This window comes from Inquilinus sp. NPDC058860, assembly GCF_042743185.1.
GTDB lineage: Bacteria > Pseudomonadota > Alphaproteobacteria > DSM-16000 > Inquilinaceae > Inquilinus.
This window is the reverse complement of record NZ_JBHYMS010000057.1, coordinates 1-24268: the sequence shown is the minus strand read 5'-3', so window position 1 is coordinate 24268 and position 24268 is coordinate 1. Positions and strand designations below refer to the sequence as shown.

The 24268-nt window shown below is 71.0% G+C and carries 27 protein-coding genes and 1 tRNA gene; 13 read left to right on the top strand and 15 right to left on the bottom strand.

What is annotated here, in order from left to right:
• The first annotated feature begins 48 nt into the window (after positions 1–48).
• Entirely contained in the window at positions 49–1257 is a 1209-nt protein-coding gene (locus ACFW16_RS29020; RefSeq protein WP_380311710.1) for an adenylate/guanylate cyclase domain-containing protein, read from the top strand.
• 2 nt (positions 1258–1259) lie between these two features.
• Here the strand turns inward: ACFW16_RS29020 and ACFW16_RS29015 are convergent, their stop codons facing one another.
• Positions 1260–1997, bottom strand: a complete 738-nt coding sequence (locus tag ACFW16_RS29015) for an SDR family NAD(P)-dependent oxidoreductase (RefSeq protein WP_380311708.1) — start codon at positions 1995–1997, stop codon at positions 1260–1262.
• Positions 1998–2017: 20 nt separating this feature from the next.
• Entirely contained in the window at positions 2018–3331 is a 1314-nt protein-coding gene (locus ACFW16_RS29010; RefSeq protein ID WP_380311707.1) for an aminotransferase class V-fold PLP-dependent enzyme, read from the bottom strand.
• A 156-nt stretch (positions 3332–3487) separates the two neighbouring features.
• Here ACFW16_RS29010 and ACFW16_RS29005 point away from each other — a divergent pair, with 156 nt between their 5' ends.
• The 8 genes from ACFW16_RS29005 to ACFW16_RS28970 all read left to right on the top strand — a co-directional run bounded on the left by ACFW16_RS29005 (position 3488) and on the right by ACFW16_RS28970 (position 9992).
• A complete protein-coding gene (locus tag ACFW16_RS29005) occupies positions 3488–4426 on the top strand; it encodes an AAA family ATPase (protein WP_380311705.1) in 939 nt (312 codons plus the stop codon).
• Entirely contained in the window at positions 4423–5685 is a 1263-nt protein-coding gene (locus ACFW16_RS29000; protein ID WP_380311704.1) for a VWA domain-containing protein, read from the top strand. Before ACFW16_RS29005 ends, ACFW16_RS29000 begins: the two co-directional genes overlap by 4 nt.
• Positions 5682–6002, top strand: coding sequence for an XdhC family protein (locus ACFW16_RS28995; RefSeq protein ID WP_380311702.1), 321 nt, complete (start codon positions 5682–5684; stop codon positions 6000–6002). The genes ACFW16_RS29000 and ACFW16_RS28995 overlap by 4 nt, the downstream gene beginning before the upstream one ends.
• Positions 5999–6709, top strand: a complete 711-nt coding sequence (locus ACFW16_RS28990) for an XdhC family protein (RefSeq protein WP_380311701.1) — start codon at positions 5999–6001, stop codon at positions 6707–6709. Before ACFW16_RS28995 ends, ACFW16_RS28990 begins: the two co-directional genes overlap by 4 nt.
• Positions 6706–8355 (top strand): NTP transferase domain-containing protein, encoded by a 1650-nt coding sequence (locus ACFW16_RS28985; RefSeq protein WP_380311699.1) that lies wholly within the window; start codon positions 6706–6708, stop codon positions 8353–8355. Before ACFW16_RS28990 ends, ACFW16_RS28985 begins: the two co-directional genes overlap by 4 nt.
• Entirely contained in the window at positions 8352–8768 is a 417-nt protein-coding gene (locus ACFW16_RS28980; RefSeq protein WP_380311697.1) for an iron-sulfur cluster assembly scaffold protein, read from the top strand. Before ACFW16_RS28985 ends, ACFW16_RS28980 begins: the two co-directional genes overlap by 4 nt.
• A 17-nt stretch (positions 8769–8785) precedes the next feature.
• Positions 8786–9310, top strand: a complete 525-nt coding sequence (locus tag ACFW16_RS28975; protein WP_380311695.1) for an RBBP9/YdeN family alpha/beta hydrolase — start codon at positions 8786–8788, stop codon at positions 9308–9310.
• Between the two features lie 109 nt (positions 9311–9419).
• A complete protein-coding gene (locus ACFW16_RS28970; RefSeq protein WP_380311694.1) occupies positions 9420–9992 on the top strand; it encodes a cytochrome b in 573 nt (190 codons plus the stop codon).
• A gap of 203 nt (positions 9993–10195) precedes the next feature.
• On the opposite strand, the gene ACFW16_RS28965 is transcribed toward ACFW16_RS28970, so the two are convergent.
• The 3 genes from ACFW16_RS28965 to ACFW16_RS28955 all read right to left on the bottom strand — a co-directional run bounded on the left by ACFW16_RS28965 (position 10196) and on the right by ACFW16_RS28955 (position 12736).
• Positions 10196–10540 carry an MmcQ/YjbR family DNA-binding protein gene (locus ACFW16_RS28965; protein WP_380311692.1) on the bottom strand — a complete coding sequence of 115 codons (345 nt, stop codon included), beginning with the start codon at positions 10538–10540 and terminating at the stop codon, positions 10196–10198.
• A gap of 9 nt (positions 10541–10549) precedes the next feature.
• On the bottom strand, positions 10550–11281 hold the full coding sequence (locus ACFW16_RS28960) for a type 1 glutamine amidotransferase (protein ID WP_380311690.1): 732 nt from the start codon (positions 11279–11281) through the stop codon (positions 10550–10552).
• A 102-nt stretch (positions 11282–11383) separates the two neighbouring features.
• Positions 11384–12736: an NAD(P)/FAD-dependent oxidoreductase gene (locus ACFW16_RS28955; RefSeq protein WP_380311688.1), complete on the bottom strand. Its 1353-nt coding sequence runs from the start codon at positions 12734–12736 to the stop codon at positions 11384–11386.
• A gap of 100 nt (positions 12737–12836) precedes the next feature.
• On the opposite strand from ACFW16_RS28955, the gene ACFW16_RS28950 reads away from it, so the two are divergent.
• Both ACFW16_RS28950 and ACFW16_RS28945 read left to right on the top strand, forming a co-directional pair.
• On the top strand, positions 12837–14357 hold the full coding sequence (locus ACFW16_RS28950) for a bifunctional metallophosphatase/5'-nucleotidase (protein ID WP_380311687.1): 1521 nt from the start codon (positions 12837–12839) through the stop codon (positions 14355–14357).
• Entirely contained in the window at positions 14354–15328 is a 975-nt protein-coding gene (locus ACFW16_RS28945) for a patatin-like phospholipase family protein (protein WP_380311685.1), read from the top strand. Before ACFW16_RS28950 ends, ACFW16_RS28945 begins: the two co-directional genes overlap by 4 nt.
• On the opposite strand, the gene ACFW16_RS28940 is transcribed toward ACFW16_RS28945, so the two are convergent.
• Positions 15283–16083: an AraC family transcriptional regulator gene (locus tag ACFW16_RS28940; RefSeq protein ID WP_380311683.1), complete on the bottom strand. Its 801-nt coding sequence runs from the start codon at positions 16081–16083 to the stop codon at positions 15283–15285. The two genes, ACFW16_RS28945 and ACFW16_RS28940, sit on opposite strands and share 46 nt — an antisense overlap.
• A 135-nt stretch (positions 16084–16218) precedes the next feature.
• Here ACFW16_RS28940 and ACFW16_RS28935 point away from each other — a divergent pair, with 135 nt between their 5' ends.
• Entirely contained in the window at positions 16219–17445 is a 1227-nt protein-coding gene (locus tag ACFW16_RS28935; RefSeq protein ID WP_380311681.1) for an MFS transporter, read from the top strand.
• A 219-nt stretch (positions 17446–17664) separates the two neighbouring features.
• Positions 17665–18738 carry a calcium-binding protein gene (locus tag ACFW16_RS28930; protein ID WP_380311679.1) on the top strand — a complete coding sequence of 358 codons (1074 nt, stop codon included), beginning with the start codon at positions 17665–17667 and terminating at the stop codon, positions 18736–18738.
• A gap of 102 nt (positions 18739–18840) precedes the next feature.
• On the opposite strand, the gene ACFW16_RS28925 is transcribed toward ACFW16_RS28930, so the two are convergent.
• The 9 genes from ACFW16_RS28925 to hisG all read right to left on the bottom strand — a co-directional run bounded on the left by ACFW16_RS28925 (position 18841) and on the right by hisG (position 24099).
• A tRNA-Phe gene (locus tag ACFW16_RS28925) sits at positions 18841–18916 on the bottom strand.
• Positions 18917–18971: 55 nt separating this feature from the next.
• Positions 18972–19166, bottom strand: a complete 195-nt coding sequence (locus tag ACFW16_RS28920; RefSeq protein WP_380311677.1) for a DNA gyrase inhibitor YacG — start codon at positions 19164–19166, stop codon at positions 18972–18974.
• Between the two features lie 44 nt (positions 19167–19210).
• Complete coding sequence (locus tag ACFW16_RS28915; RefSeq protein WP_380311675.1) at positions 19211–20293, bottom strand: ribonuclease E/G; 1083 nt, start codon at positions 20291–20293, stop codon at positions 19211–19213.
• Positions 20290–20856: a Maf family protein gene (locus ACFW16_RS28910; RefSeq protein ID WP_380311673.1), complete on the bottom strand. Its 567-nt coding sequence runs from the start codon at positions 20854–20856 to the stop codon at positions 20290–20292. Before ACFW16_RS28910 ends, ACFW16_RS28915 begins: the two co-directional genes overlap by 4 nt.
• A 29-nt stretch (positions 20857–20885) precedes the next feature.
• Complete coding sequence (infA, locus tag ACFW16_RS28905; protein ID WP_026870679.1) at positions 20886–21104, bottom strand: translation initiation factor IF-1; 219 nt, start codon at positions 21102–21104, stop codon at positions 20886–20888.
• A gap of 118 nt (positions 21105–21222) precedes the next feature.
• The gene (locus ACFW16_RS28900; RefSeq protein WP_380311671.1) at positions 21223–21663 is read right to left on the bottom strand and encodes an arsenate reductase ArsC; all 441 of its coding nucleotides are present in this window, start codon (positions 21661–21663) and stop codon (positions 21223–21225) included.
• 3 nt (positions 21664–21666) lie between these two features.
• Entirely contained in the window at positions 21667–22158 is a 492-nt protein-coding gene (locus ACFW16_RS28895; protein WP_380311669.1) for a UPF0262 family protein, read from the bottom strand.
• A complete protein-coding gene (hisD, locus tag ACFW16_RS28890) occupies positions 22155–23447 on the bottom strand; it encodes a histidinol dehydrogenase (RefSeq protein WP_380311667.1) in 1293 nt (430 codons plus the stop codon). Before hisD ends, ACFW16_RS28895 begins: the two co-directional genes overlap by 4 nt.
• Positions 23431–24099 (bottom strand): ATP phosphoribosyltransferase, encoded by a 669-nt coding sequence (gene hisG / locus ACFW16_RS28885; RefSeq protein ID WP_380311665.1) that lies wholly within the window; start codon positions 24097–24099, stop codon positions 23431–23433. Before hisG ends, hisD begins: the two co-directional genes overlap by 17 nt.
• Positions 24100–24268: the final 169 nt, after the last annotated feature.

Sequence of the window (24268 nt, the reverse complement as noted above, 5' to 3'; positions counted from 1 at the left end):
CCGCACTGCCCCCTTCCCGAAACCTGGCCCATATTCCATCCTGGGACCATGCTCGATCCCGACGAGATCATCTGCTGGCTGCTCGGGCCGGCGCGCGCCCTGCCCTCACCAGCCCCGGTGCTGCAGGAGCTGGCCCAGCGCCTGGTCCGGGCCGGGTTCCCGCTGTGGCGGCTGAACTTCCTCCTGCCGCAATTCCATCCCCTGATCAGCTCGGCGTCCTATGAATGGCGGCCGGCGTTGGGCGAAGTGCGCGAGATCCGGTTCGAGCGTGAGCGGGCGGACGGTCCGATCTATCACAACAGCCCGATGGGGCTGTTGCACCGCACCGGCCGGATGGTGCGCCGGCGCCTGGTCGGCCCCGAGGCGAATCCGGAATTTCCGCTGCTGCAGGAGTTGCACGACCAGGGCGCGGCGGACTATGTGCTGATGCCGATGCGCTTCGGCACCGACGAGCCGCGGACGACCGGCTTCAGCATGGTCTCGGATCATCCGGACGGCTTCTCGGCCGACCAGATCGCCCTGGTGCAGCGCATCCTGCCCGCGCTCGGCGCCGTCTGCGAGATCATGATCGACCGGCAGAAGATGGCCCATCTGCTCGAGACCTATGTCGGGCGCGAGGCCAGCCGGCGGATCCTGGAGGGCGAGGTGGTCCGCGGCGGCGCCCGGTCGCTGGAGGCCGTGATCCTGTTCTGCGACATGCGCGGCTTCACCGCCCGGGCCGAGGCGACGCCGCGCGACGCCCTGCTGCGGCTGATGAACGAGTACTTCACCATCGTCGTCGGCGCGGTGCACGGCGCCGGCGGCGAGGTGCTGAAGTTCATGGGCGACGGCATCCTCGCCATCTTCCGCCTCGGCGACGGCGAGGCGGCGGAGGAGGCCTGCGCCCGCGGCCTGATCGGCGCGCTGGACGCCTTTGCCGGCCTGGACGCCATGAACGACCGCCGCCGCGCCGAGGGGCTGGACGCGATCGAGGCCGGGATCGCCCTGCATGTCGGCGAGGTGATCTTCGGCAATATCGGCGCGCCCGACCGGCTCGACTTCACCGTGGTCGGGCCGGAGGTGAACCGCGCGGCGCGGATCGAGCAGATGACCAAGCTGATCGGCCGGCGCATCCTGACCTCGTCCCGCTTCGCCGAGCTGAGCCCGGTGCGCCTGGTCTCCTGCGGCACCCGCCGCCTGCGCGGCGTGCCGCAGCCGCAGGAGCTGTTCACCCCGGCCGCCGAGCTGCGCGGCGAGACCATCCCGAACGCGGCGTAGCCTCAGGAAAAGAACGAGCCGCCGTTGACCGCGACCGTCTGGCCGGTGATGTAGCCGTTGTCCACGAGCAGCATGACCGCCCGGGCGATCTCGTCCGCCGTGCCGCTGCGCCCGACCGGGATGTGGGCGGTGACGCCCGCCGCGATCAGCGGCTGGCCCATCTCTGTATCCACCAGGCCCGGCGCCACGGCGTTGACCGTCACGCCCTCCGGCGCCAGCCGCAGGGCATAGCCGCGTGTCAGGCCTTCCAGCCCGGCCTTGGCGGCGGCATAGGCGATGCTGACCGAGCCGGAGCCGATGCGGGCCCCGATCGAGGAGATGTTGACGATCCGGCCCCAGCGCCGTACCCGCATGCCCGGCAGGACGGCCTGGGTGCAGAGGAAGGCGGATTTCAGATTGACCGCGACCGCGCGGTCGAAATCCTCCTCGGTGATGTCGTCGAGGCCGCGCGGCGCCGCCATGCCGGCATTGTTGACCAGGATGTCGACCGGGCCGAGGCGTTGTTCCACGTCGCGGACCATGCTGTGCACGGCGGCGCCAAGCGAGACGTCGGCGCCGAAGACGGCAGCGCGGCCGCCGCCTTTGCGGATGGCTTCGGCGACAGCCTCCGCCTCTCCGCCGCGTTCGCGATAGTTCACGGCGACCGCCGCGCCCGCCTCGGCCAGCGCCAGGCCGACCGCCTTGCCGATGCCACGCGAGCCGCCGGTGACCAGGGCCACCCGGTTCTTCAGGTCAGTCATGCCGTATCTAACACCTGAAGCTACCCGGCGGTCGAGCCGGTCACCGTCGCCAGCGCCCGCACCAGCTTGTCCAGGTCGGCCTCCTGCGTGTAGAGGGCCGGGGTCACCCGGATGCACTGGCCCGCGGCCACGCCGGCGCGCCGCACCGTCAGCACGCCGTGGGTGTCGCGCAGCGTCGCCACGATCGCGTCGTTCGCCGCCTTGTCGGTCCGGCCGGCCAGGCGGAACGAGGTGATGGCGCCATACAGGCCAGGCTCGTCCGGAGTCAGGATCTGCAGGTCCTTGAAGCCCTTCACCCTGGACACCCAGGTGTCCCGCAGGTAGCGCAGCCGCGCCTGCTTCCGCGCGGCGCCGATCTCCTGGTGCAAGGCGATCGCCTGCGGCACCGCCAGCACCGCGGCGAAGTTCACCGTGCCGGTGTGGACGCGGGAGCGGATATCGGCCTCCGGCCAGTCCTCGTCGCCCATGTCGCGGTCGATGTCGGCGATCCGGTCCTTGCGGATGTAGAGGAAGCCGACGCCCAGCGGCGCGCCGATCCATTTGTGCAGGTTGAAGCCGACGAAATCGGCGCCCAGGTCGGTCACCCGGAAATCCATCTGGCCCCAGGAATGGGCGGCGTCGACGATCACATCCACCCCGCGCGCCCTGGCCATGGCCGCCACCTCGGCGACCGGGATCACCAGGCCGGTGCGGTGGCTGATATGGGTCAGCAGCAGCAGGCGGGCCTTCGGGTTGGCGGCCAGCACCTGGGCATAGGAGTCCAGCACGGCCTGGCGCGTCGCCGGCTCCGGCAGCGCGAACTTCACCACCTCGACGCCGCGCCGGGCCTTCAGCGCGTTCATCGCGTACTGCATCGAATCATAGTCGAGGTCGGAATAGATCACCGTGTCGCCGGGCTGCAGCCGGTTGTAGTTGCCGATCAGGAGCTGCAGCGCCTCGGTGGCACCGCGGGTCAGGGCGATCTCTTCCGGCGCCGCACCGACCGCGGCCGCCACGGCTTGGCGCACGGCCTCGAGGTCCGCGCCGGACTTGGCCCGGGCGTAGAAGGAATTGTCGCGATTCACCATGTCGGTCAGGCGCAGATATTTGCGGCGCACCGGCTCGGCCATGATGCCCCAGTAGCCGTTCTCCAGATTGGTGATCTCGCCGGTCACCGCGTAGAGCTGGCGCACCTCGTCCCAATAGGCGGTGTTGCGGGCCAGCTCGGCCGCGGTCCCCTCGGGCGCGGCCGGCGCGACGGCGGCACCGGCAGTCCCGGCACGGGTCAGCGCGGCCGCAGCGACCAGGCCGCCGACCAGCGTCCGCCGGCGGATCGTGAAGGCAGTGTCGAACATCGGTTCCTCCCCTTCTTCGAGAGCGCGGAAGGAACCACATCGGCGGCGACGGATTGACGACGGGGCGGTGACAGCCGCGTGACGGCCCGCGGCAGCGCTGGCACTGGCCCCTGCCCGTCCATACCCGTATCCTGCGGGAAAATTGGGATTCGTCCGATGAACGCTCTGCCTGCCTCCGTCGAGGAGACCCTCGCTTTGCTGTCGCGCGGCGACTATGTCGCCGACCGGCCGCTGGCGACCGCGCTGTTCCTGGCCCTGCGGCTGAGGCGGCCGCTGTTCCTGGAGGGCGAGGCCGGGGTCGGCAAGACCGAGATCGCCAAGGTGCTGGCGGCGACGTTGGGCCGGCGCCTGGTGCGGCTGCAATGCTATGAGGGGCTCGACATCGCCGCCGCGGTCTATGAGTGGAACTACCAGCGCCAGATGCTGGAGATCCGCCTGGCCGAGGCCGGCGGCGTGCAGGACCGCGACCAGTTGGCCAGCGACATCTTCGCCGAGCGCTTTCTGATCCGCCGGCCGCTGCTGCAGGCGCTGGAGCCCGACGTCGCCGGCCCCGCCGTGCTGCTGATCGACGAGCTGGACCGCACCGACGAGCCGTTCGAGGCCTTCCTGCTGGAGGTGCTGTCCGACTTCCAGGTGACGATCCCGGAGCTCGGCACCATCAAGGCGGCGGAGCCGCCGATCGTCATCGTCACCTCGAACCGCACCCGCGAGATCCATGACGCGCTGAAGCGCCGCTGCTTCTACCACTGGGTCGACTACCCGAATGCCGAGCGCGAGCGCGCCATCCTGCACGCCAAGGCGCCGGGCACGCCGGAGGCGCTGAGCGCCCAGATCGTCGCCTTCGTCCAGAAGCTGCGCCGCCTGGACCTGTTCAAGCACCCCGGCGTGGCCGAGACGCTGGACTGGGCCCAGGCGCTGACCGAGCTGGACGTGCTGGAGCTGGACCCCGACGTGGTGCGCGACACGCTGGGCACCATCCTGAAGTACCAGGACGACATCGAGCGCATCCAGGGCGCCGAGGCGGCGCGGCTCCTGTCCGAGATGCGGGCGGAGATCAACGCCGCGGCCGCCGCCGCGGTGACCATGCCGGTATGAACGCCCCCGCGGCCTCGGATGGTCCGGAGAAGGGCCGCCTCGCCCTCAACGTCATGCAGTTCTGTCGTGCCCTGCGCGCCGCCGGCCTGCCGGTCGGGCCCGGCCGCACCTTGGCGGCGCTGGAGGCGCTGGAGACGGTCGGCATCGCCAGCCGGCAGGACGTCTATTGGGCGCTGCACGCCACGTTGGTGAACCGGCGCGACCAGCGCGAGATCTTCGACCAGGCCTTCCACCTGTTCTGGCGCAACCCGGACATGCTGAAGCGCGCCATGACGCTGATGCTGCCGCAGATCCGCACCGGCCGCGAGGAGGAGCGTGCGGTCAACCGCCGCGTCGCCGAAGCCTTCGCCGACCGCAACCAGCCCGGCCGCGGCGAGGCGCCCGACGATGCCGAGGAACCGCCGGAGCTGGAGGTCGATGCCAGCCTGACCTTCTCCGAGCGTGAGAAGCTGCAGCACAAGGATTTCGAGCAGATGAGCGCCGAGGAGCTGGCCCGCGCCAGGGCCGCGATCGCGCGCTTCCGCCTGCCGGTGCGCGACGTGCCGACCCGGCGCTACGCCCCGCACCATTCGGCACCGCTGGTCGACATGCGCCAGACGCTGCGCCAGTCGCTGCGCGCTGGCGGCCATTCCATCGACCTGGCCCGGCGCATCCGCAGAACCCGGCCGCCGCCGCTGGTGGTGCTGTGCGACATCTCCGGCTCGATGAGCCAGTATTCCCGCATGCTGCTGCACTTCCTGCACGCGGTGACCACCGAGCGCGACCGGGTGCACAGCTTCGTCTTCGGCACCCGGCTGACCAACATCACGCGCCAGCTGCGCCGCCGCGACGTCGACGACGCGCTCGACCGCGTCGGCCGGGCCGCGCAGGACTGGGGCGGCGGCACCCGCATCGGCGCCTGCCTGGCCGAGTTCAACCGGGTCTGGGGCCGCCGCGTGCTGGCCCAGGGCGCCGTGGTGCTGCTGATCACCGACGGGCTCGACCGCGACGCCGGCGACCGGCTGGAGGACGAGATCGACCGGCTGCACCGCAGCTGCCGCCGGCTGATCTGGCTGAACCCCCTGTTGCGCTGGGACGGGTATGCGCCAAGATCTATGGGGGCGCGCGCCCTGATGCCGCATGTCGACGAGTTCCGACCGGTCCACAGCCTGGCCAGCCTGGCCGCGCTGGTGGATGTGCTGGCCGAGGACTCTGCGCGGGGCGACAGACGCATGGCCCGATGGCGGCACCTCGCCGCCCAGCAGGAGGTGGTGCAATGAGCGATCATGACGATGTGCTGGCCCAGGCCTCGGCATGGGCCGCCGAGGGGCATCCGGTGGCGCTGGCGACGGTGGTCTCGACCTGGGGCTCCTCGCCCCGCCCGGCCGGCAGCCAGCTGGTGATCGACGGCGACGGCCGGATGCAGGGCTCGGTCTCCGGCGGCTGCATCGAGGGCGCCGTGGTGCGCGAGGCGCTGGAGGTGATGGCGGACGGCAAGCCGCGCCTGCTCGATTTCGGCGTCACCGACGAGCAGGCCTGGGATGTCGGTCTGGCCTGCGGCGGCAAGGTCCAGGTCTTCGTCGAGCGGCTGTCGTGAAGCGCGAGATCCTCGACGCGCTGCAGGCCGCCCGCGCCGAGCACAAGACCGCGGCGCTGATCACCGACCTGGCCAGCGGAGCCCAGTCCCTGGTGATCGACGGCGCCGTGACCGGCGACCTGCCGGTCGACCCGGCGCTGCGGGGCGCCATCGAGGAGGCGCTGCGCCACAACCGCAGCCGCACGGCCGCGGACGGCAAGCTGTTCATCCAGGCCTTCGTGCCGCCGCTGCGGCTGGCCATCGTCGGCGCCGTCCACATCGCCCAGGCCCTGGCGCCGATCGCGGCGCTGGCCGGCTACGACGTCACCGTGATCGACCCGCGCCGCGCCTTCGCCTCGGATGAGCGCTTCCCGGGCGTCAAGGTGAGCACCGAATGGCCGGATGACGGCCTCGCCGCGCTGAAGCCGGACGGCCGCACCGCGGTCGTCACCCTGACCCACGACCCCAAGCTGGACGACCCGGCGCTCGACGTGGCGCTGCGGTCGCCTGCCTTCTACATCGCCGCGCTCGGCAGCCGGAAGACCCATGCCGGGCGGATCGAGCGGCTGACCGCGCGTGGCCACGGCGCGAACGCGCTGGCCCGAATTTACGGGCCGGCCGGCCTCGCCCTCGGCGCCGTCTCCCCGGCCGAGATCGCGATCGCGGTGATGGCGCAGATGACCGCGGTGCTGCACGGCGCCGAACCGCACGGAAAGGCCCCCGCGTGATCTTCGGCTCCCTGCCTGTCGCCGAGGCCGCCGGCGCCATCCTGGCCCACGCCGTCGCCGCCGGCGACACGGTGTTCCGCAAGGGACGGCGGCTGAGCGAGGCCGACATCGCGGCGCTCAAGGCCGCCGGCGTCGAGGAGGTGCAGGCGGCGCGGCTGGAGCGCAGCGACATCCATGAGGACCAGGCGGCCGAGCGGGTGGCCGCGGCCGTGCAGGGGCCGGGGCTGAGCGCCAGCGCCGCCTTCACCGGCCGGGTCAACCTCTATGCCGAGGCGGCCGGTGTCGTGGTGATCGACCGTGAGCGGATCGACCGGCTGAACCGTCTCGACGAATCGATCACCATCGCCACCCTGCCGGAATGGGCCGAGGTCGCGCCCAAGCAGATGGTGGCGACCATCAAGATCATCCCCTTCGCCGCGCCGACCGATGCGGTGTCGCTGGTCGAGGTGATGTCGGTGCTGCCCGAGCGCGGCCCGGCGCTGCGCCTGGCCCGCTACCGGCCGCTCAAGGTCGGGCTGATCCAGACGAAGCTGCCGACCACCAAGCCGACCGTGCTGGACAAGACTGCCCAGGTGACGGCGGAGCGGCTGGCCCGGCTGGGCGGCACGCTGGCGCGGGAGCGCCGGTCGGACCACAGGGCCCCGGCGCTGACCAGCGAGATCCGCATGGTGCAGAATCTCGGCCTCGACCTGCTGCTGATCGCCGGCGCCTCGGCGATCACCGACCGGCGCGACGTGCTGCCGGCGGCGATCGAGGCCTCGGGCGGCATCGTCGAGCATTTCGGTATGCCGGTCGATCCGGGCAACCTGATCCTGATGGGCCGCATCGGCGCCATGCCGGTGCTGGGCCTGCCCGGCTGCGCCCGGTCGCCCAAGCTGAACGGCTTCGACTGGGTGCTGCAGCGCATCGCCGCCGGCCTGACCGTCACCCGCCTCGACGTCATGGCGATGGGCGTCGGCGGCCTCCTGGCCGAGATCCCCAGCCGCCCCCTGCCCCGCGACCGTGCCGCCGACGGCAACGGCATGCCGCATGCGCCGAATGTCGGCGTGGTGGTGCTGGCGGCCGGACAATCGCGCCGCATGGGCGAGCTGAACAAGCTGCTGGCCCCGGTCGAGGGCAAGCCGATGGTGGCGCACGCCGTCGACGCCGCGCTGGGAACCAAGGGTATCGGCCCGGTCGTCGTCGTCACCGGACACGAACGCGAGCAGGTCGAGGCGGCGCTGACGGGTCGGCCGGTCACCTTCACCGCCAATCCGCGCTATGCCGAAGGGCTCAGCACCTCGCTCGCCGCCGGGCTGGCGGCGCTGCCGCACGAGATCGACGCCGCCATCGTCTGCCTGGGCGACATGCCGCGGATCAGCGCGAAGCTGATCGAGCGGCTGGTCGCCGCCTATGCGCCGACGGAGGGCCGCTCGATCGTGGTGCCGACCCATCAGGGCAAGCGCGGCAACCCGGTGCTGTGGGACCGCCGCTTCTTCCCTTCCATGGCGTCGGTCGCCGGCGACGTCGGCGCCCGCCACCTGATCGGCGAGCATGCCGACGAGGTGGTGGAGATCGAGGCCGGCGACACCGCCGTGCTGTTCGACGTCGACACGCCGGAGACGCTGTCGACCCTGACCGCCGCCGCCAAGGTGCCGACGCGATGATCGACGCGCTCTACGACCAGGCGATCCTGCAGAAGGCGCGAGCGGCAACCGGCGCCGGGCGGCTGCCCGAGCCGGACGGGTCGGCGATGATCGACAACCCGCTCTGCGGCGATCGGGTGACCATCGACCTCACCCTCGCCGATGGCAAGGTGGCGACGCTGGGCCATCTGGTGCGCGGCTGCGTGCTGTGCGAGGCGTCGGCGGCCCTGATCGCCGAGCAGGCGATCGGCCAGGCCCCGGCGGCGCTGCGCCAGGCCGCCGCCAGGATCAAGCCGATGCTGCGCGAGGGGGCCGCGCCGCCCTGGCCGGAGCTGGAGATCTTCACCCCGGTCCGCGCCGTGCGCAGCCGGCACGACTGCGTCGAGCTGCCGTTCCGGGCCCTCGCCGCCGCCCTGGACAAGGCCGGGGTCTGATCGGTAGCACATTCGTCATGAAATCTTCCGACGCCCACATCCTCATGGTCCCCGGCCTGGCTTCGCCGGACGAGGGGCATTGGCAGTCGCGCTGGCAATCGCGGCTGAAGACCGCGCGCTGGGTCGGCAGCGCCGGTGACCCGACGGACCGAGGCAGCCGGGTCGACGCCCTGGTCGCCGCGGTCGATGCCGCCGACAAGCCGGTGGTGCTGATCGCCCATGGGCTGGGCGTGCTGGCCGTCGCCTTCGCCGCCCCGCGCCTGAACGGCCGCGTCGCCGGGGCGCTGCTGGTGGCGCCGCCGGACCCGGCCGGCGTGCCCGGCTACGAGGCTGTGCCACGGGACCCGCTGCCCTTCCCCTCCCTGCTGGTCGCCAGCGCCAGCGACCCGCGCTGCGCTCTGGCCGTGGCCGACGACCTCGCGGCCGCCTGGGGCAGCCAGTTCATCGATGCCGGCGACGCCGGCGGCCTCGACGGCGCCAGCGGCCACGGCCCCTGGCCGGAGGGCCTGACCCGCTTCGCCATGCTGATGGCGCGGCTGTGATGCGCCGCTGCGTCGAATTGTCTTGCGTATTGATCGTATCTCCGCTGGCTGTATAGGCGAACAGGCCGAGGCCGCAAGAGCCACTGCCAACACAGCCACGAGCATCGAGATGACGATCCAGCCGGCCGCCATGACCGCGGCCCCGACCGACCAGCCCGCGGGCCGCTACGACCGGGCGACCATCCTGCTGCACTGGCTGACCGCGGCGCTCGTCATCGCGCTGTTCGCGCTGGCGGAGATCTGGGGCTTCCTGCCGCGCGGCACGCCGCTGCGGAAGGGTGCGCAGTCGCTGCACATCTCGTTCGGGCTGCTGCTGACCGTGGTGCTGATCGCGCGGCTCGCCTGGCGCGGCGGCCGGGGCCGCCGCCTGCCGCCGGCGACGACCGGCCTGCAGCACCTGGCGGCCAAGGCGGCGCATCGGGCGCTGTACCTGCTGCTGGCGGCGCAGGTGGTGCTGGGCTTCCTGTTCCGCTGGGCGCAGGGCGAGCCGTTCCAGTTCTTCGGCCTGTTCGACGTGCCGGCGGCCTTCGCGCCCGATCCCGACCTGGCGCACAGGATCGGCGGGCTGCACGACACGGTCGCCTGGGCGATCATCATCCTGGCCGGGCTGCATGCCGCCGCGGCACTGATCCATCACTATGCGCTGCGCGACGGCGTGCTGCGCCGGATGCTGCCGGGCTGATCAACCGCGGGTCGTCCGGTTAAAGATGACAGACCTATGGATTTGGAAATCCGATCATTTTTATGCTGTCATGCCCGGGCTTGACCCGGGCATCCAGGGAATGTCGAAGCCGCTCTGGATGGCCCCTGGATTGCCGGGTCAAGCCCGGCAATGACAATAAGAGATCAAATCACAACTGAAGAGCTGAACCGGATACTTGAGGATCAGCCCGCAGCCGCGTCGAAGTCCTTCACCAGCCGCTTCGGCGCGAGCTCGCGCCAGCGCCGGAGCAGCAGGGCCTCGACCGCATCCGCACTGGCCTTCGGCAGCCGCATCAGCACGATCGGCCAGTCGCGGTAATGCGGGGTGAGGTGGAACACCTCGGGCTCGGCCTCGATCAGCATCTCGCGCTCGTCGAAGCCGACGCCGGGCACGACCAGCGTCTCGCCGTCCTCGCGCAGCCGGGTCAGCAGCTTGCCCTTCACCTTCAGCGCCGGCGTGCCGTAGGAGGTCGACCGTTCGACGCCGGGCCAGGCCAGGGCGATGGCGCAGACATCGTCGAAGGTCATCGCCCGCCCTCAGGCCGCCCGCTGGCTCTCCGCGCGCGCTGCCCGGACCATCTCCATCCAGCACAGCCCGACCTGTCGGGCGAAGCGGGCCGAGGCCGGGCAATGCTCGGCCAGTTGCGTGCGATAGGCCGCGAAGAAGTCCGGGAGCTCCCGCGGCACCCAGTCTGAAGTGGCGTCGACCCAGCCCTGGACGATGTCGGCCGTGACCTCGAGATGGAACTGCAGCCCGTACACGCCCGGGCCGGCGCTGAACGCCTGGTTCGGGCAGACCGCGTTGGTCGCCAGCAGCGTCGCGCCCGGCGGCAGGTCGAAGGTGTCGTAGTGCCAATGCATCAGCTTCGGCAGCGGCGCCAGGCCGCACAGCAGCGGGTCTGATGCAGCGGCCTCGGTCGCCTCGATCGCGGTGAAGCCGACCTCCGGCGTGTGGTGGCGGCGCACCGTCCCGCCCAGCGCCCGGGCCAGCAGCTGGGCGCCAAGGCAGATGCCCAGCACCGGCTTGCCGGCGGCGGCGAAGGCGCGGATCGCGGCCAGCTCCGCCGGCAGATAGGGATGGGCGGCATCGTCGCCCGCGAACTGGCCCCCGCCCAGCACCAGCAGCCCGTCATGGCCGGAGGCGTCGGCCGGCACGGCATCGCCATGATCGGGGAAGCGCACATCCTCGGCCCCGCCCGCCTCCGCGATCGCCTCGCCGATCAGGCCCGAAGGGGTGCGGTCGTTGTTCTGCAGGGTCAGGATCTTCACGGCGTCGCTCCGCAGGTCGGCATGCAGGCAGGCTACGGTCCGGCCGGCCGCCTCGCCAAATGCCGAGACTGCGGAGCTGCCCCGGCGTCAGAGCCAAGGCTCTCAGAGAAGATCCTGCAGCATGAACTTGATGTAGGCGGCCTTCAGCAGCCAGCGCCGGCGGGCGCCGAGCGGGAAGCGCGTCGGCGGCGTCGCCATCAGCGCCGGGATGCCGACGCCCGGCACCGGGCTGCCGGTCATGGCGTGGGCGACGGCGCGGCCGGCCCAGCCGGCGCTGGCCACGCCATTGCCGTGATAGGCCAGCGCGTACCAGACGCCCGGATCGTCCGGCACCTGACCCACCATCGGCGTCAGATTGGCCGACAGGCAAACCAGGCCGGACCAGAAATGCGTGGTCTCGATCCCGCGCCAGGCGGGATAGGCGATGCCGATCCGCCCCTCCAGCCAGCGCCGATATTTCGCCGCCGCCTCCGGGCTGCCCCAGGTGCCGCCGCGGGCGCCGAGCAGCAGCCGGCCATCGGTGAGCAGCCGGAAGTAGAACAGCAGGTTGCGGGTGTCGGACAGCGGCGTCCCGGTGGTCCAGCCCTGGGCCGTGCGCTCCGCCTCGGTCAGCGGCCGGGTGACGACGATGTTCGACAGGGCCGGCAGGAAGGTGCCGGCCAGATGGGGATGCAGCCCGTCGGTGGTGTAGCCGTTGGTGGCGATCAGCACCCGCTCCGCCCGCAGCGAGCCGCCCGCGGTGACCAGGCGGTGCCCGCCGCCCTCCCGCTCCCAGCCGATGACCCGGCTGCGCTCGTGGATCCGGGCGCCGCGCGCCAGGGCGGCGCGGGTCAGGCCGCGATGGTATTTCAGCGGATGCAGGCCGAAGCCGGCGGCGTGGTGCAGCGCGCCATGCGCCTCCGGCCCGGCATGACCGCGCTCGCGCAGCTCGTCCCGGCTCCACAGCGTCGAGACCAGGCCGGAGACCTCGCGGTCCCAGCGCGCATCCTCCTCCAGCTCGCGCATCCGGCTCGGCTTGTGGGCGACGCTGATGACGCCGTCGCCTTGGCGGTCGAGATCGATGCCCTCGTCCCGGGCCAGCGTCGCCACCAGCTCGGTCGCCTCGACCTGGGCGGCGTAGTAGCGCCGCACCTCGTCGCGGCCGACCCGCTGCAGCATCGCCGGGCCGGACAGCTTGGCGGCCCCGACGCAGTTGAAGCCGCCGTTGCGGCCGGAGGCACCCCAGCCGATCGGCCCCGCCTCAAGCACCCGGACATCGACACCGAGGTCGCGGGCCAGGTGCAGCGCCGCCGAAAGGCCGGTATAGCCGCCGCCGATCACGGCGACGTCGCAGGCCTCGTCGCCGGCCAGCGGCGCGCAGCCCTCGGGTGCCGGGCCGGCAGTGTCCTCCCAGTAGCTCGGCACGGTACGAGAAGTGTCGGCGGTGGCCGGATGGTAAAGGGTATCCCGTGTCATCCGATCCGCTCACTTGTCACCGCGTCGCAACGCGGCGGAGGATGACACCGGGCCGCGGGCCGGTCCATTCTGGCACCACCATCCGGAGGGAGATCCAGCCATGCAGGGCCCGTCGCGCCGCCAGGTCATGCTCGCCACCGTTTTCGCCACCGCGCCCCTGCCGGGATGGGCGGCGGCCGCCCCGCTGCGCCTGACCTTCCTGCACGTCAACGACGTCTACGAGATCGGGCCGGTGCGCGGCCAGGGCGGCTTCGGCCAGTTGGCGACCCTGCTGAAGCAGGCCCGTGCCGAGAACCCGCACAGCATCACCACCTTCGGCGGCGACACGCTGTCGCCCTCGGTGATGTCGGGCCTGACCAAGGGCTCGCAGATGATCGACCTGTTCAACGCGGTCGGCGTCGACTACGCGGTCTGGGGCAACCACGAATTCGACTACGGGCCGGAGCTGGCGTCGCAGCGGATCGGCGAATCGAAGTTCCCCTGGCTCGGCGCCAATGTCCTGGGCAAGGACGGCAAGCCCTTCGGCGGCGGCGTCGCCACCGCCACCCGCAAGGTCGGCGACTACACCATCGGCTTCCTCGGCATCCTGACGCCGGACACGGCGGTGCTGTCGAGCCCCGGCCCCGACATCAGCTTCCCCGACATCATCACCACGGCGAAACAGGCGGTCGAGGCGCTGAAGGCCGAGGGCGCCAACATCCTGGTGGCGCTGACCCATCTCGGCATCTCCCAGGACCGGCAGCTGGCGCAGTCGGTCAAGGGCCTGCACCTGGTGCTGGGCGGGCACGACCACGACCCGATCATGTTCTACGAGAACAACGTCCTGATCTTCAAAGCCGGCTACGATTCGCACTATCTCGGCGTGGTCGAGCTGGAGATCTCGACCCGCGACACCAAGGACGGGCCGGTGATCGCGGTGCTTCCGAGCTGGGAGGTGCGCCCGACCGCGGGGGTCGAGCCGGACCCGGAGATCCAGGGCAAGGTCGATGCCTTCAACAAGGCGCTGGACGACGCGCTGGGCATCGTCATCGGCACCACCTCGGTCGAGCTCGACAGCCAGCGCGGCGCCGTCCGCACCCAGGAGACGACGATGGGCAACCTGATCGCCGACGGGTTGCGATGGGGCGTCTCCGGCGCCCAGATGGCGATCGTCAACGGCGGCGGCGTGCGCGGCGACCGGCTGATCGCCGCCGGTACCCAGCTGACGCGCAAGGATATCCTGGCCGAGCTGCCCTTCGGCAATGTCGCGGTGCTGCTGGAGCTGACCGGCGCGGAGATCCGCGCGGCGCTGGAGAACGGCGTGTCCCAGGTCGAGGGTGTCGCCGGCCGCTTCCCGCAGGTCTCCGGCCTCGCCTTCGTCTGGGACCCCGCCAAGCCGCCCGGCAGCCGGGTGATCTCGGTCACGGTCGACGGCAAGCCGCTGGACGACGCCACGGTCTACCGCGTCGCCACCAACGACTACATGGCCGGTGGCGGCGACGGCTATGCCGCCTTCACCAAGGGCAAGGTGCTGATCGACACTTCGGCCGCACGGCTGATGGCGACGGTGGTGATGGACTACGTCACCGCGATGAAGACCGTGTCGCCGAAGGTCGACGGCCGCATCCGGCGGGTCTCATGACCGTTGATTCCGGCGGCACGGCCCCGCCGGTCCTGGGGCTGGCGCTCGGCGGCGGCATCGCCCGCGGCTGGGCCCATATCGGCGTGCTGCGGGCGCTCGACGCCGCCGGCATCAAGCCGCAGGTGGTGTGCGGCACCTCGGTCGGCGCCCTGGCCGGCGCCGCCCATCTCTCCGGCCGGCTCGACATGCTCGAATCCTGGGCACGCGGGCTGAACCGGCAGCGAATGGTGTCCTATCTCGATTTCGGCCTCGGCCTGCCTGCCCTGATCAGCGGCCGCAAGCTGGGGCGGCTCCTGGACCAGAGCTTCGGCGACCTCAGGGTCGAGGATCTCGGCGTGCCCTTCGGCGCCGTCTGCGTCGACCTGTTCACCGGCCATGAGGTCTGCCTGCGCGAGGGCCGGGTGTCGGAGGTGGTCCAAGCCTCCTACGCCCTGCCGGGCGTGTTCCCGCCGCGACACATCGGCCGCCACATGCTGGTGGACGGCGCCCTGGTCAACCCGGTGCCGGTCTCGGTCTGCCGCGCGCTGGGGGCCGAGGTGGTGATCGCGGTCAACCTCAACGGCGACATCATGGGCCGGACCCGGGTGCCTGAGGGCGGCTATGCCCGCATCGCCGGCTTCGACATCCTCGAGCTGATGCCGGGCGGCATGCTGCTGGGCGGCATCAACGGCGTCGCCCGCAAGCTGTTCCGGCGCGACCCGGACATGCCGAGCCTGTTCGGGGTGATGATGGCCTCGCTCAACATCATCCTCGACCGCATGGGCCGCACCCGCCTGGCGGCGGAGCCGCCGGATGTGGCGATCGACCCCAGGCTCGGCCATATCGGCGCCGCCGAGTTCGACCGGGCGGCGGAGCTGATCGACCTGGGCTACGCGGCGGCGGAGGCGGCGATCCCCGACATCCGCGAGGCGCTGCGCGTCACCTCCTACGGGCTGGGGCCGGAAGCGCCGTTCGCGCCCGCCGCGAAGTAGCGGCTGGGCGGCGCGCCGAGCAGGCGCTTGAACATGGTGGTGAAGGCGGCGGCGCTGTCATAGCCGAGATCGAGGGCGACGGTTGTCACCGCCTCGCCCGCCGCCAGCCGCGGCAGGGCCGCGAACAGGCAGGCCTGCTGCCGCCAGCCGGAGAGGCTGAGGCCGGTCTCCTGCCGGAACAGCCGGGTGAAGGCCCGGCGGCTCATGCCCAGCGCGCCGCACCAGTCGTCGATCGTGTCGTGCGGCGTCGGCCCTTCCAGGAACCGCCGGCAGCGCGCCGCCAGCGCCGCATGGCCCGGCAGCGGCAGGTTCAGCGGCAGCACCGGCATGCGCGCGATCTCCTGCAGGATCAGCGCCATGACCAGCCCGTCGCGGCCGTCGAGGTCGTATTCCAGCGGCAGGTCCACCGCCTCCATCAGCAGGCTGCTCATCAGGGCCGAGACGCCGACCACCCGGCAGTCGGCCGGCAGGCCGGGGACGGCGTCGGGCTCGACATAGACGCTGCGGACCTTCACCGCCCCGATCGGCTGCACGTCATGGGTGATGCCGCCCGGGATCCAGACCGCGCGCTCCGGCGGCACCACCCAGCGCCCCGCCTCGGTCCGGACCATGAGCACGCCGTTGCTGCCGTACAGCAGCTGCGACCGCCGATGGCGATGCGGCAGGATCACGTAGTGCGCCGGATAGTCGTTGCCGACCGCGATGACCGCGCGGGGCGTGTCCTCGTAGTCGAAGGGGGCGGTGTTGCGAACCATGGCCCAGTCTCGAAGCTAATAGACCAAACCACGAAAGCAGGGCGTCACGAAAGGCGTATCTTTGCCCAAACCGGAGGCACTCCCGCCTCCGGGCGCCTTAGTGATGGCCGCTCAGCGGCCATCGGGACTACCGGAATGACGAGCGGAACCCTGGGCCGCAGGCCCGAAACCGACGGAACGGTCTTCACCATCCTGGCCGCGATCAGCTTCAGCCACCTGCTGAACGACATGATGCAGTCGCTGCTGCCCGCGCTCTATCCGATGCTCGCCTCGGATTTCGGCCTCGATTTCGGCCAGGTCGGGCTCATCACTTTCGTGTTCCAGCTGACCGCCTCGATCCTGCAGCCGGCGATCGGCCTGTACACCGACCGCAAGCCGCAGCCCTATTCGCTGCCGCTTGGCATGGGCTTCACCCTGGTCGGCCTCGTCGTGCTCTCGGTGGCCCCGACCTTCCCGCTGCTGCTGCTGGGCGCGGCCCTGGTCGGCATGGGCTCCGCCGTGTTCCATCCGGAATCCTCGCGCATCGCCCGGCTGGCCTCGGGCGGACGGCACGGCCTCGCGCAGTCGGTGTTCCAGGTCGGCGGCAACATCGGCTCGGCGATCGGCCCGCTGCTCGCCGCCTTCATCGTGCTGCCGCGCGGCCAGGCCAGCATCGGCTGGTTCTCGGCCGCCGCCCTGCTCGCCATCCTGGTGCTGACCGGCGTCGGCGCCTGGTACCAGCGGCATCGGCGCAGCCAGGCCGCCAAGCCGCGCCGTCCCGTCGCGCCGGTCGACCTGTCGCGCGGCAAGGTGGGCCTGTCGCTCGGCATTCTCGGCCTGCTGGTGTTCTCGAAGTACGTCTACCTGGCCAGCCTGACGAGCTACTTCACCTTCTACCTGATCCAGACCTTCGGCGTGTCGGTGCAGGAGGCGCAGATCCACCTGTTCATCTTCCTCGGCGCCGTCGCCGTGGGCACGGTGGCGGGCGGCCCGATCGGCGACCGCTTCGGCCGGAAGGTCGTGATCTGGGGCTCGATCCTGGGCGTGCTGCCCTTCACCCTGGCCATGCCCTATGTCGGGCTGACCGGCACGGTGGTCCTCAGCATCATCATCGGCCTGATCCTGGCCTCGGCCTTCTCCGCCATCGTCGTCTATGCGCAGGAGCTGGTGCCGGGCAAGACCGGCACGATCGCCGGCCTGTTCTTCGGTTTCGCCTTCGGCATGGGCGGCATCGGCGCCGCGGTGCTGGGCGAGGTCGCGGACCTGACCAGCATCGGCTTCGTCTATCGCCTCTGCTCCTTCCTGCCGCTGATCGGGCTGCTCACGGTCTTCCTGCCCGACCTGGAGCGGCCGCGGCGGGTGGCCGCGGCGCCGGCGGAGTAGCGGGATTACCCAGAAGCGGACGCCGGCAGATCCGCTGGCGTCCGTTTCCGCTTCTCTACAACGGCCCCCTCATTGCCGACCGCCATCAGACAGAATAAAATCAAATTGGATCGATCGCGGTCCTAATGAGCCTGGAAAATCGAAGCCGCCGATATCGGCCGGGACAAAAGGCCTTTCCCGTGAGGTGAGCCGGCGGCAAGCCAGATGGGGGAAACGTCGATGCGCATTTCAGCACTCGAAGCCGCACTGCCGTTCGACAGCACGGACATCCGGGACTATATCGACAACGCCCTGGCCGCTTTGCCGAACCTGATCATCGGGACCATGGCGGATGACAGCCTCACCGGCACGGCTGCCTCGGACCTGATCCTCGGGCTCGATGGCAACGACGTGATCGACGCGAGGGAAGACTTTGGCCTGGATGCAGAGGCCGACCTCATCCTCGCAGGACGCGGCAACGACACGATCGACACGGGCGACAATGCAATTGTTCTCGCCGGCTCCGGCGACGATCAACTCCTGATTGGCAGGTCCAGCCTGATCCTCCTCGGTGACGGCGTTGATACAGTGCGTATCGATGCCGACTATCCCACAGGAGGAGAGAACACCATCTTCGGCGGCGCCGGAGACGATGTTATCGACACGCGCACCCGCGCGGTCGTGGCGAATGACCGCCTCTATGGCGGCGACGGCAACGACACGATCAACTTCATGGGCAACAATACGCTCGTACACGGCGGGGCCGGCAACGACCTGCTGTATGCGACTGTGGACTTTAAGGCTCCGACAAATAATGGCCACGTCTATGGTGAGAGCGGCGACGATCTGATCTTCCTCGGTGCCGATCCCACATTTTCTCCTGCCGGAACACATTTCGAACTCGATGGTGGGGATGGGAACGACACCATCATGTCCAACTCCACAGGCTCGGACCAGATCACCGGCGGCGCCGGAAATGATGTGTTCGTCTTCAATTGGATCGAGGCCAGCCGCCCGGACGATCCGGACGTGATCACCGATTTCACGTTCAATGCGCAAGAGCAGGACAAGATCGACCTGTCCATCCTCAGCGAATTTACCGACTGGCGCCCTCCGATCAACGGCTTGCCCTCGAACCTCACCTTCATCGGATACGACGAGTTCAGCGGCGCGAGCCGCGAAGTTCGCCTCGTTCGATCCGGGGACGGCACCGACGTCGTGATCGATGTGGGGGGCAATTGGTGGTTCGGATTGGTTTCCATCCACCTCGCCGGCGTCACGCAGGAGTTGACGGCCGACGCCTTCCTGCTCTGACGGCATCGGATCGTTGCAGGCTGCTGATCTGATCGGCCGATCGGGCCTCGGCCCAAATCGGCCGCCTCGCAAGGCGCCTGTGTCGCTGATGAGAAGAGAGAATGGTGCCCAGGGACGGAGTCGAACCGCCGACACGGGGATTTTCAATCCCCTGCTCTACCAACTGAGCTACCTGGGCGCCGTTGGCTCCGCGGTGCGGAGGCCGTGCTTATAGGAAACCGGACGGCGGCTGTCTAGCGCTGATCTTCATCCGGCTGCAATGTTTCTTCGGCCTCGTCCTCGGGCTTCGCCGGGACCGTGTAAGCCTCGGAAAACCAATGGCCGAGATCGATGTCGGCACAGCGGCGCGAGCAGAACGGACGGTACTGATGCACCGTCGGCTTGCGGCAGATCGGGCAGCGCCCCTTGGTCTCTGTGATCGTGGTCATGGCTCTCAGAATCGGGTCTTCGGCACGCGGCTTCAAGCCCGCCGTCAGACGTGGACGACGTCGGCCAGGGCTTGGCCGCGCCGCTCGCGCGCCAGCTCTGCCAGGCCCAGCGGCGACAGCGACTCGCTCAGCTGAACCCGCAGCGGGTCGTCGGCCAGCGCGCCGCGGAAGGCGTTGAGCAGCGCCGCGCGGTCGCCGCCGCGGCGCATCGAGATGAAGTCGACCACGACGGTGCCGCCGATGTTGCGCAGCCGCAGCTGCCGGGCGATCTCCACCGCCGCCTCGCGGTTGGCGCGGACATGGTCGGGCGCCCGGCCGCCATCGACGTCGATCGCGGTCAGGGCGCGCGTCGCCTCGATGGTGATGCTGCCGCCGGAGGGCAGCGGCACGGTCGGGCTCAGCAGCGTGTCCAGCGCGTCGCCCAGCGGCGCGGCGCCGGCGGCGATGCGGGGCGCGAGGCCGGGCACCGCCGTGGCGGCCCAGCGCTGCAGCGGCGGCAGCAGGGCGGCGCCGTCGACGACGATTCGGGCGGCGTCGGGATGGTCCAGGATCAGCCGGCGGGCGGCGCCCGGCGCCGGCTCCAGCAGCGCCGGGGCGCGGGTGGCCTCGGCGCGGTCGGCGACCGCCTCCCAGCGCCGCGCCAGCCGCGTCGCCTCGTCCAGCACCGCGTCGACCGCCATGCCGGCGCTGGCGGCGCGCACGATCCAGCCGCCTTCGAGGCGCTGCCGCCAGTCCCGTTTCGCCGCGGGGCCGAGCCGAGTCGATACGGCCACGCTCGCCGAGAACGGCAGATGGATCAGCCCGGCGCCGGGCAGGGCCACGTCGCGTGTGGCCTCGGCCCCCTTCTCGCCCCGGGGGTCGGCCACGATCTGGACGATCGCCGGCGCGCCGGCGCGCAGCGCGTCGGCGTCCGGCCCGCGCAGCGGCAGGTAGCCGCTGCGGCCGGTGCCGATGTCGAGGAAGGCGGCGGCCGAGACGCGGTCGACCCGCTCGACCCGCGCCAGCACCACCGCGCCGGCCAGGCTGGGCTGGGACAGGCGTTCCGCCGCGAGATCGGTCAGCCGGCCGTCGATCACCACGCCGGCCAGCAGCACGCCGTCCGTGGAGGTGACCTCGACCGTCTTCACCAGCGGAAGCCCGCGCCGCGCAACAGTTGCGCGGTCTCGAACAGCGGCAGGCCGACGATGTTGGAATAGGACCCTTCGATGGCGCGGATCAGCGCCGCCGCCCGCCCCTGGATGGCATAGCCGCCGGCCTTGCCGCGGCCCTCGCCCGAGGCGGCATAGGCGTCGATCTCGTCCGGGGTCAGACGCTTGAAGATCACGCTGCTCTGCACCAGGCGCTGGCGTATGGTGCCGTCCGGCGCGATCAGGCAGACGCCGCCATGGACGCGGTGGCGCCGGCCGGACAGCAGTTCCAGGCACTGCCGCAGCTCGGCGTCGGTCTCGGCCTTGGGCAGAATCCGCCTGCCGCAGCCGACCACGGTGTCGGCCGCCAGGATGAAGCCGCCGGGCGCCCGGGCCCGAATCGCCTCGGCCTTGGCCTGGGCCAGGCGCCGGGCGTGCGGGCCGGGCAGCTCGCGCTTCAGCGGGGTCTCGTCGAGATCGGCGGGCAGGACCTGGTCCGGCACGATGCCGATCTGGCGCAACAAATCGAGACGCCTCGGCGAGGCCGAGGCGAGGATAAGCACGTCGGCCGTGCCCTGACCGGGCACGGCGGTTACTTGAAGCGGAAGGTGATGCGACCCTTGGTCAGGTCGTAGGGGGTCATCTCGACATTGACCCGGTCCCCCGCCAGCACCCGGATGCGGTTCTTGCGCATCTTGCCCGAGGTGTGCGCGAGAACCTCATGGTCGTTGTCGAGCTTCACCCGGAACATCGCGTTGGGGAGTAGCTCGGTCACGGTGCCCGAGAACTCGATCAAATCTTCCTTGGCCATCCAAACTCGCCATGTTGAGAATCCGCCCAAGAAGTGGGCGACCGGACCTGCCGGGTCAAGAAATTTGTGCGGTTTTGTGCCGCGGTCCGGCCATTCAGGGAAACCCGGGAGACGATTGTCACGCCCGCTCCTTCTCCAGATCGCCGAAGCGCTCGCGGATGCGGGCCAGCAGCAGGTCGCGGACCTGGCGGAAGGCGGCCAGCCGGGCCTCGCGATTGCCCTCGATCGCAGTGGGGTCGAAGGTGTTCCAGAACTCCAGGTCGCAGGCGGTGGTGCGGGTCATCTCCACCGCCCGGTGCTGGGCCTCGGGCGACAGCGAGATCACCAGGTCGAAATTGTCGTCCTCGAGGTCGTCGAAGCCCTTCGGCCGGTGGCGGCTGAGGTCGATGCCGATCTCCTTCATCACCGCCACGGCGAAGGGGTCGAGCTCGTCCGGCCGCACCCCGACGCTGTCGACGAAGATGCGCGACCCCGCCACATGCTTCAGGATCGCCTCGGCCATCGCCGAGCGGATCGCGTTCTGGGTGCAGGCGAAGAGGACGCTGGTCGGCCCCGCCATCGCTCACCCGCGGATCTGCAGGACGCAGAGCAGCGTGAACAGCCGCCGCGCCGTCGCATGGTCGATCGCGATCCGGTCGGCCAGCCGCTCGCCGAGCATGACCGAGCCCTCGTCGTGCAGCCCGCGCCGGCCCATGTCGATCGCCTCGATCCTGGATGGCGGCGCGGTCTTGATCGCGGCGTAGTAGATCTCGCAGACCAGGAAATAGTCCTTGATGATCCGGCGGAAGGGCTGGACCGGCAGCGCCACCCGCTCGGGCTCGCCCCCCTCTCCGCTCGTGATCTCGAAGATCAGCCGGTTCTCCTCCATGCGCAGGCGCAGGCGGTAGGGGCCGGGCGGCCCCGCGACCAGGCGGAAGCTGTTCTGCTCGATCAGGTCGTGGATCGCGACCCGGCGCTCATGCGCCACCTCCGGCGACCGGCGGACGGCGGCGCTCTCGTCGATCACGATCTCGACGAGACGCCCCTCCTCCGCGTCGCCGGCCTCGCGGTTCATCCCTTCAGCCGCTGGGCGATCGACAGCGCATGCGCTTCCAGCCCCTCGGCCCGGGCCAGGCGCACCGCCGCCGGACCGATCCGGGCCAGGCCCGCGGCGTCGCAGCGCACCAGCGTGGTGCGCTTGACGAAGTCGAACACGCTGAGGCCGCTGGCGAAGCGGGCGCTGCGCGCCGTCGGCAGCACATGGTTCGGCCCGGCGACATAGTCGCCCACCGCCTCCGGCGCATGGCGGCCGAGGAAGATCGCCCCGGCATGGCGGACCCGGTCGGCGATGCGGTCCGGATCGGCGACGGCGAGCTCGAGATGCTCGGGCGCCAGCCGGTCGACCAGCGCCGCCGCGTCGTCCAGCGAACCGACCACGATCACGCCGCCCTGGTCGCGCCAGCTGGCCCCTGCGATCTCCGCCTTGGGCAGCCGCGCCAGCACCCGGTCGACCGCTGCCGCCACGGCGTCGGCGAAGGCGGCGTCGTCGGTGATCAGCACCGACTGGGCATGGGTGTCGTGCTCGGCCTGGGACAGGAGGTCGACCGCGATCCATTCCGGGTCGTTGCCGGCATCGGCCACCACCAGGATCTCGGACGGGCCGGCGATCATGTCGATGCCGACGGCGCCGAAGACCTGGCGCTTGGCCTCGGCGACATAGGCGTTGCCGGGGCCGGTGATCTTGTCGACCGGGCGGATGCTGGCGGTGCCGTAGGCCAGGGCCGCCACCGCCTGGGCGCCGCCGACGCGCCAGATCTCGGTCACCCCGGCGCGCTCCGCCGCGGCCAGAACCAGCGGGTTCAGCACACCGTCCGGCGCCGGCACCGCCATGGCGATGCGGCCGACCCCCGCCACCCGGGCCGGGATCGCGTTCATCAGGACAGAGCTCGGATAGCTGGCGAGGCCGCCCGGAACATAGATCCCGACCGCGTCGATCGGGGTCCAGCGGGCGCCGAGGCCGATGCCGTCCTCGTCGACATAGGACAGGCTCGGCAGCTCGGTCCGCGCATGGAAGGACTCGATCCGGCGGGCGGCCAGGTCCAGGGCCGCCAGGGTCTCGGCATCGACCCGGGCCTTGGCCGCGACGATTTCCTCCGGGCTGAGTCTCAGGGTCTCCGGCGTCAGCCGCACCCGGTCGAAGCGCTCGGTATGGTCGATCAGCGCCGCGTCGCCGCGCGCCCGGGTGTCGGCCACGATGGCGGCGACGGCGCCGGCGACGTCGGCATGGGCGCCGCGGCGGGCGGAGACGAAGGCCTCGAAATCCTCGGCGAAGCCGGGCGAGCGGGCATCAAGACGCAGCGGCATGGACGGCGTTCCGGAAACGGTCGACCCAGCCGGCGATCTCCTCCGGCCGGGTCTTGAAGGCGGCGCGGTTGACGATCAGCCGCGAGGTGACGTCGGCGATGTGCTCGATCTCGCGCAGCCCGTTCGCCTCCAGCGTCGCGCCGGAGGAGACGAGGTCGACGATGCGGCGGCACAGGCCCAGCGTCGGCGCCAGCTCCATCGCCCCGTTCAGCTTGATGCACTCCGCCTGCACCCCGCGGGCGGCGAAGTGGCGGCGGGTCACGTGCGGATACTTGGTGGCGACGCGGATGTGGCTCCAGCGCCGCGGGTCGTCGGTTTCGGCCAGGTCCACCGGCTCGGCCACCGCCAGGCGGCAGGCGCCGATGCCGAGGTCCAGCGGCGCGTAGAGCTCGGGATAGTCGAACTCCATCAGCACGTCGTTCCCGGCGACGCCCAGCTGCGCCGCGCCGAAGGCGACGAAGGTGGCGACGTCGAAGGACCGAACCCGGATCAGCCGGATGTGCGGATGGTTGGTGGCGAAGGACAGGCCGCGATGACGCGGGTCGTCGAAGGCCGGCTCCGGCTCCAGCCCGGCCTGCGCCATCAGCGGGCGCAGCTCGTCCAGGATGCGGCCCTTGGGCAGGGCGATGGTCAAGGGATCGGGTACGGTCATGACGCCGGCTTCCGCGGGAACGGCCGGCACCATAGCCGAAAGCGGCGGCGCGAGACCAGAAGAGGCCGCGACTCGCCCATGCGTGCAGATCAGCCTCCGAGATCGGCTCCCCGTCCCCTCCCCCGTCATGGCGAGCCCCGAAGGGGCGTGGCCATCCAGGGGGCGGTGC

What these genes read in the sequence shown, in the direction of transcription:
- ACFW16_RS29020 (WP_380311710.1), top strand. Translation starts at nt 49, where the DNA reads ATGCTCGATCCCGACGAGATCATCTGCTGGCTGCTCGGGCCGGCGCGC.
- hisD (WP_380311667.1), bottom strand. Translation starts at nt 23,447, where the DNA reads ATGCCGCTGCGTCTTGATGCCCGCTCGCCCGGCTTCGCCGAGGATTTC.
- ACFW16_RS29010 (WP_380311707.1), bottom strand. Translation starts at nt 3,331, where the DNA reads ATGTTCGACACTGCCTTCACGATCCGCCGGCGGACGCTGGTCGGCGGC.
- ACFW16_RS28995 (WP_380311702.1), top strand. Translation starts at nt 5,682, where the DNA reads ATGAGCGATCATGACGATGTGCTGGCCCAGGCCTCGGCATGGGCCGCC.
- ACFW16_RS29015 (WP_380311708.1), bottom strand. Translation starts at nt 1,997, where the DNA reads ATGACTGACCTGAAGAACCGGGTGGCCCTGGTCACCGGCGGCTCGCGT.
- ACFW16_RS28975 (WP_380311695.1), top strand. Translation starts at nt 8,786, where the DNA reads ATGAAATCTTCCGACGCCCACATCCTCATGGTCCCCGGCCTGGCTTCG.
- ACFW16_RS28935 (WP_380311681.1), top strand. Translation starts at nt 16,219, where the DNA reads ATGACGAGCGGAACCCTGGGCCGCAGGCCCGAAACCGACGGAACGGTC.
- ACFW16_RS28970 (WP_380311694.1), top strand. Translation starts at nt 9,420, where the DNA reads ATGACGATCCAGCCGGCCGCCATGACCGCGGCCCCGACCGACCAGCCC.
- ACFW16_RS29000 (WP_380311704.1), top strand. Translation starts at nt 4,423, where the DNA reads ATGAACGCCCCCGCGGCCTCGGATGGTCCGGAGAAGGGCCGCCTCGCC.
- ACFW16_RS28965 (WP_380311692.1), bottom strand. Translation starts at nt 10,540, where the DNA reads ATGACCTTCGACGATGTCTGCGCCATCGCCCTGGCCTGGCCCGGCGTC.
- ACFW16_RS29005 (WP_380311705.1), top strand. Translation starts at nt 3,488, where the DNA reads ATGAACGCTCTGCCTGCCTCCGTCGAGGAGACCCTCGCTTTGCTGTCG.
- ACFW16_RS28900 (WP_380311671.1), bottom strand. Translation starts at nt 21,663, where the DNA reads ATGGCGGGGCCGACCAGCGTCCTCTTCGCCTGCACCCAGAACGCGATC.
- ACFW16_RS28955 (WP_380311688.1), bottom strand. Translation starts at nt 12,736, where the DNA reads ATGACACGGGATACCCTTTACCATCCGGCCACCGCCGACACTTCTCGT.
- hisG (WP_380311665.1), bottom strand. Translation starts at nt 24,099, where the DNA reads ATGACCGTACCCGATCCCTTGACCATCGCCCTGCCCAAGGGCCGCATC.
- ACFW16_RS28945 (WP_380311685.1), top strand. Translation starts at nt 14,354, where the DNA reads ATGACCGTTGATTCCGGCGGCACGGCCCCGCCGGTCCTGGGGCTGGCG.
- ACFW16_RS28950 (WP_380311687.1), top strand. Translation starts at nt 12,837, where the DNA reads ATGCAGGGCCCGTCGCGCCGCCAGGTCATGCTCGCCACCGTTTTCGCC.
- ACFW16_RS28920 (WP_380311677.1), bottom strand. Translation starts at nt 19,166, where the DNA reads ATGACCACGATCACAGAGACCAAGGGGCGCTGCCCGATCTGCCGCAAG.
- ACFW16_RS28980 (WP_380311697.1), top strand. Translation starts at nt 8,352, where the DNA reads ATGATCGACGCGCTCTACGACCAGGCGATCCTGCAGAAGGCGCGAGCG.
- ACFW16_RS28930 (WP_380311679.1), top strand. Translation starts at nt 17,665, where the DNA reads ATGCGCATTTCAGCACTCGAAGCCGCACTGCCGTTCGACAGCACGGAC.
- ACFW16_RS28895 (WP_380311669.1), bottom strand. Translation starts at nt 22,158, where the DNA reads ATGAACCGCGAGGCCGGCGACGCGGAGGAGGGGCGTCTCGTCGAGATC.
- ACFW16_RS28940 (WP_380311683.1), bottom strand. Translation starts at nt 16,083, where the DNA reads ATGGTTCGCAACACCGCCCCCTTCGACTACGAGGACACGCCCCGCGCG.
- infA (WP_026870679.1), bottom strand. Translation starts at nt 21,104, where the DNA reads ATGGCCAAGGAAGATTTGATCGAGTTCTCGGGCACCGTGACCGAGCTA.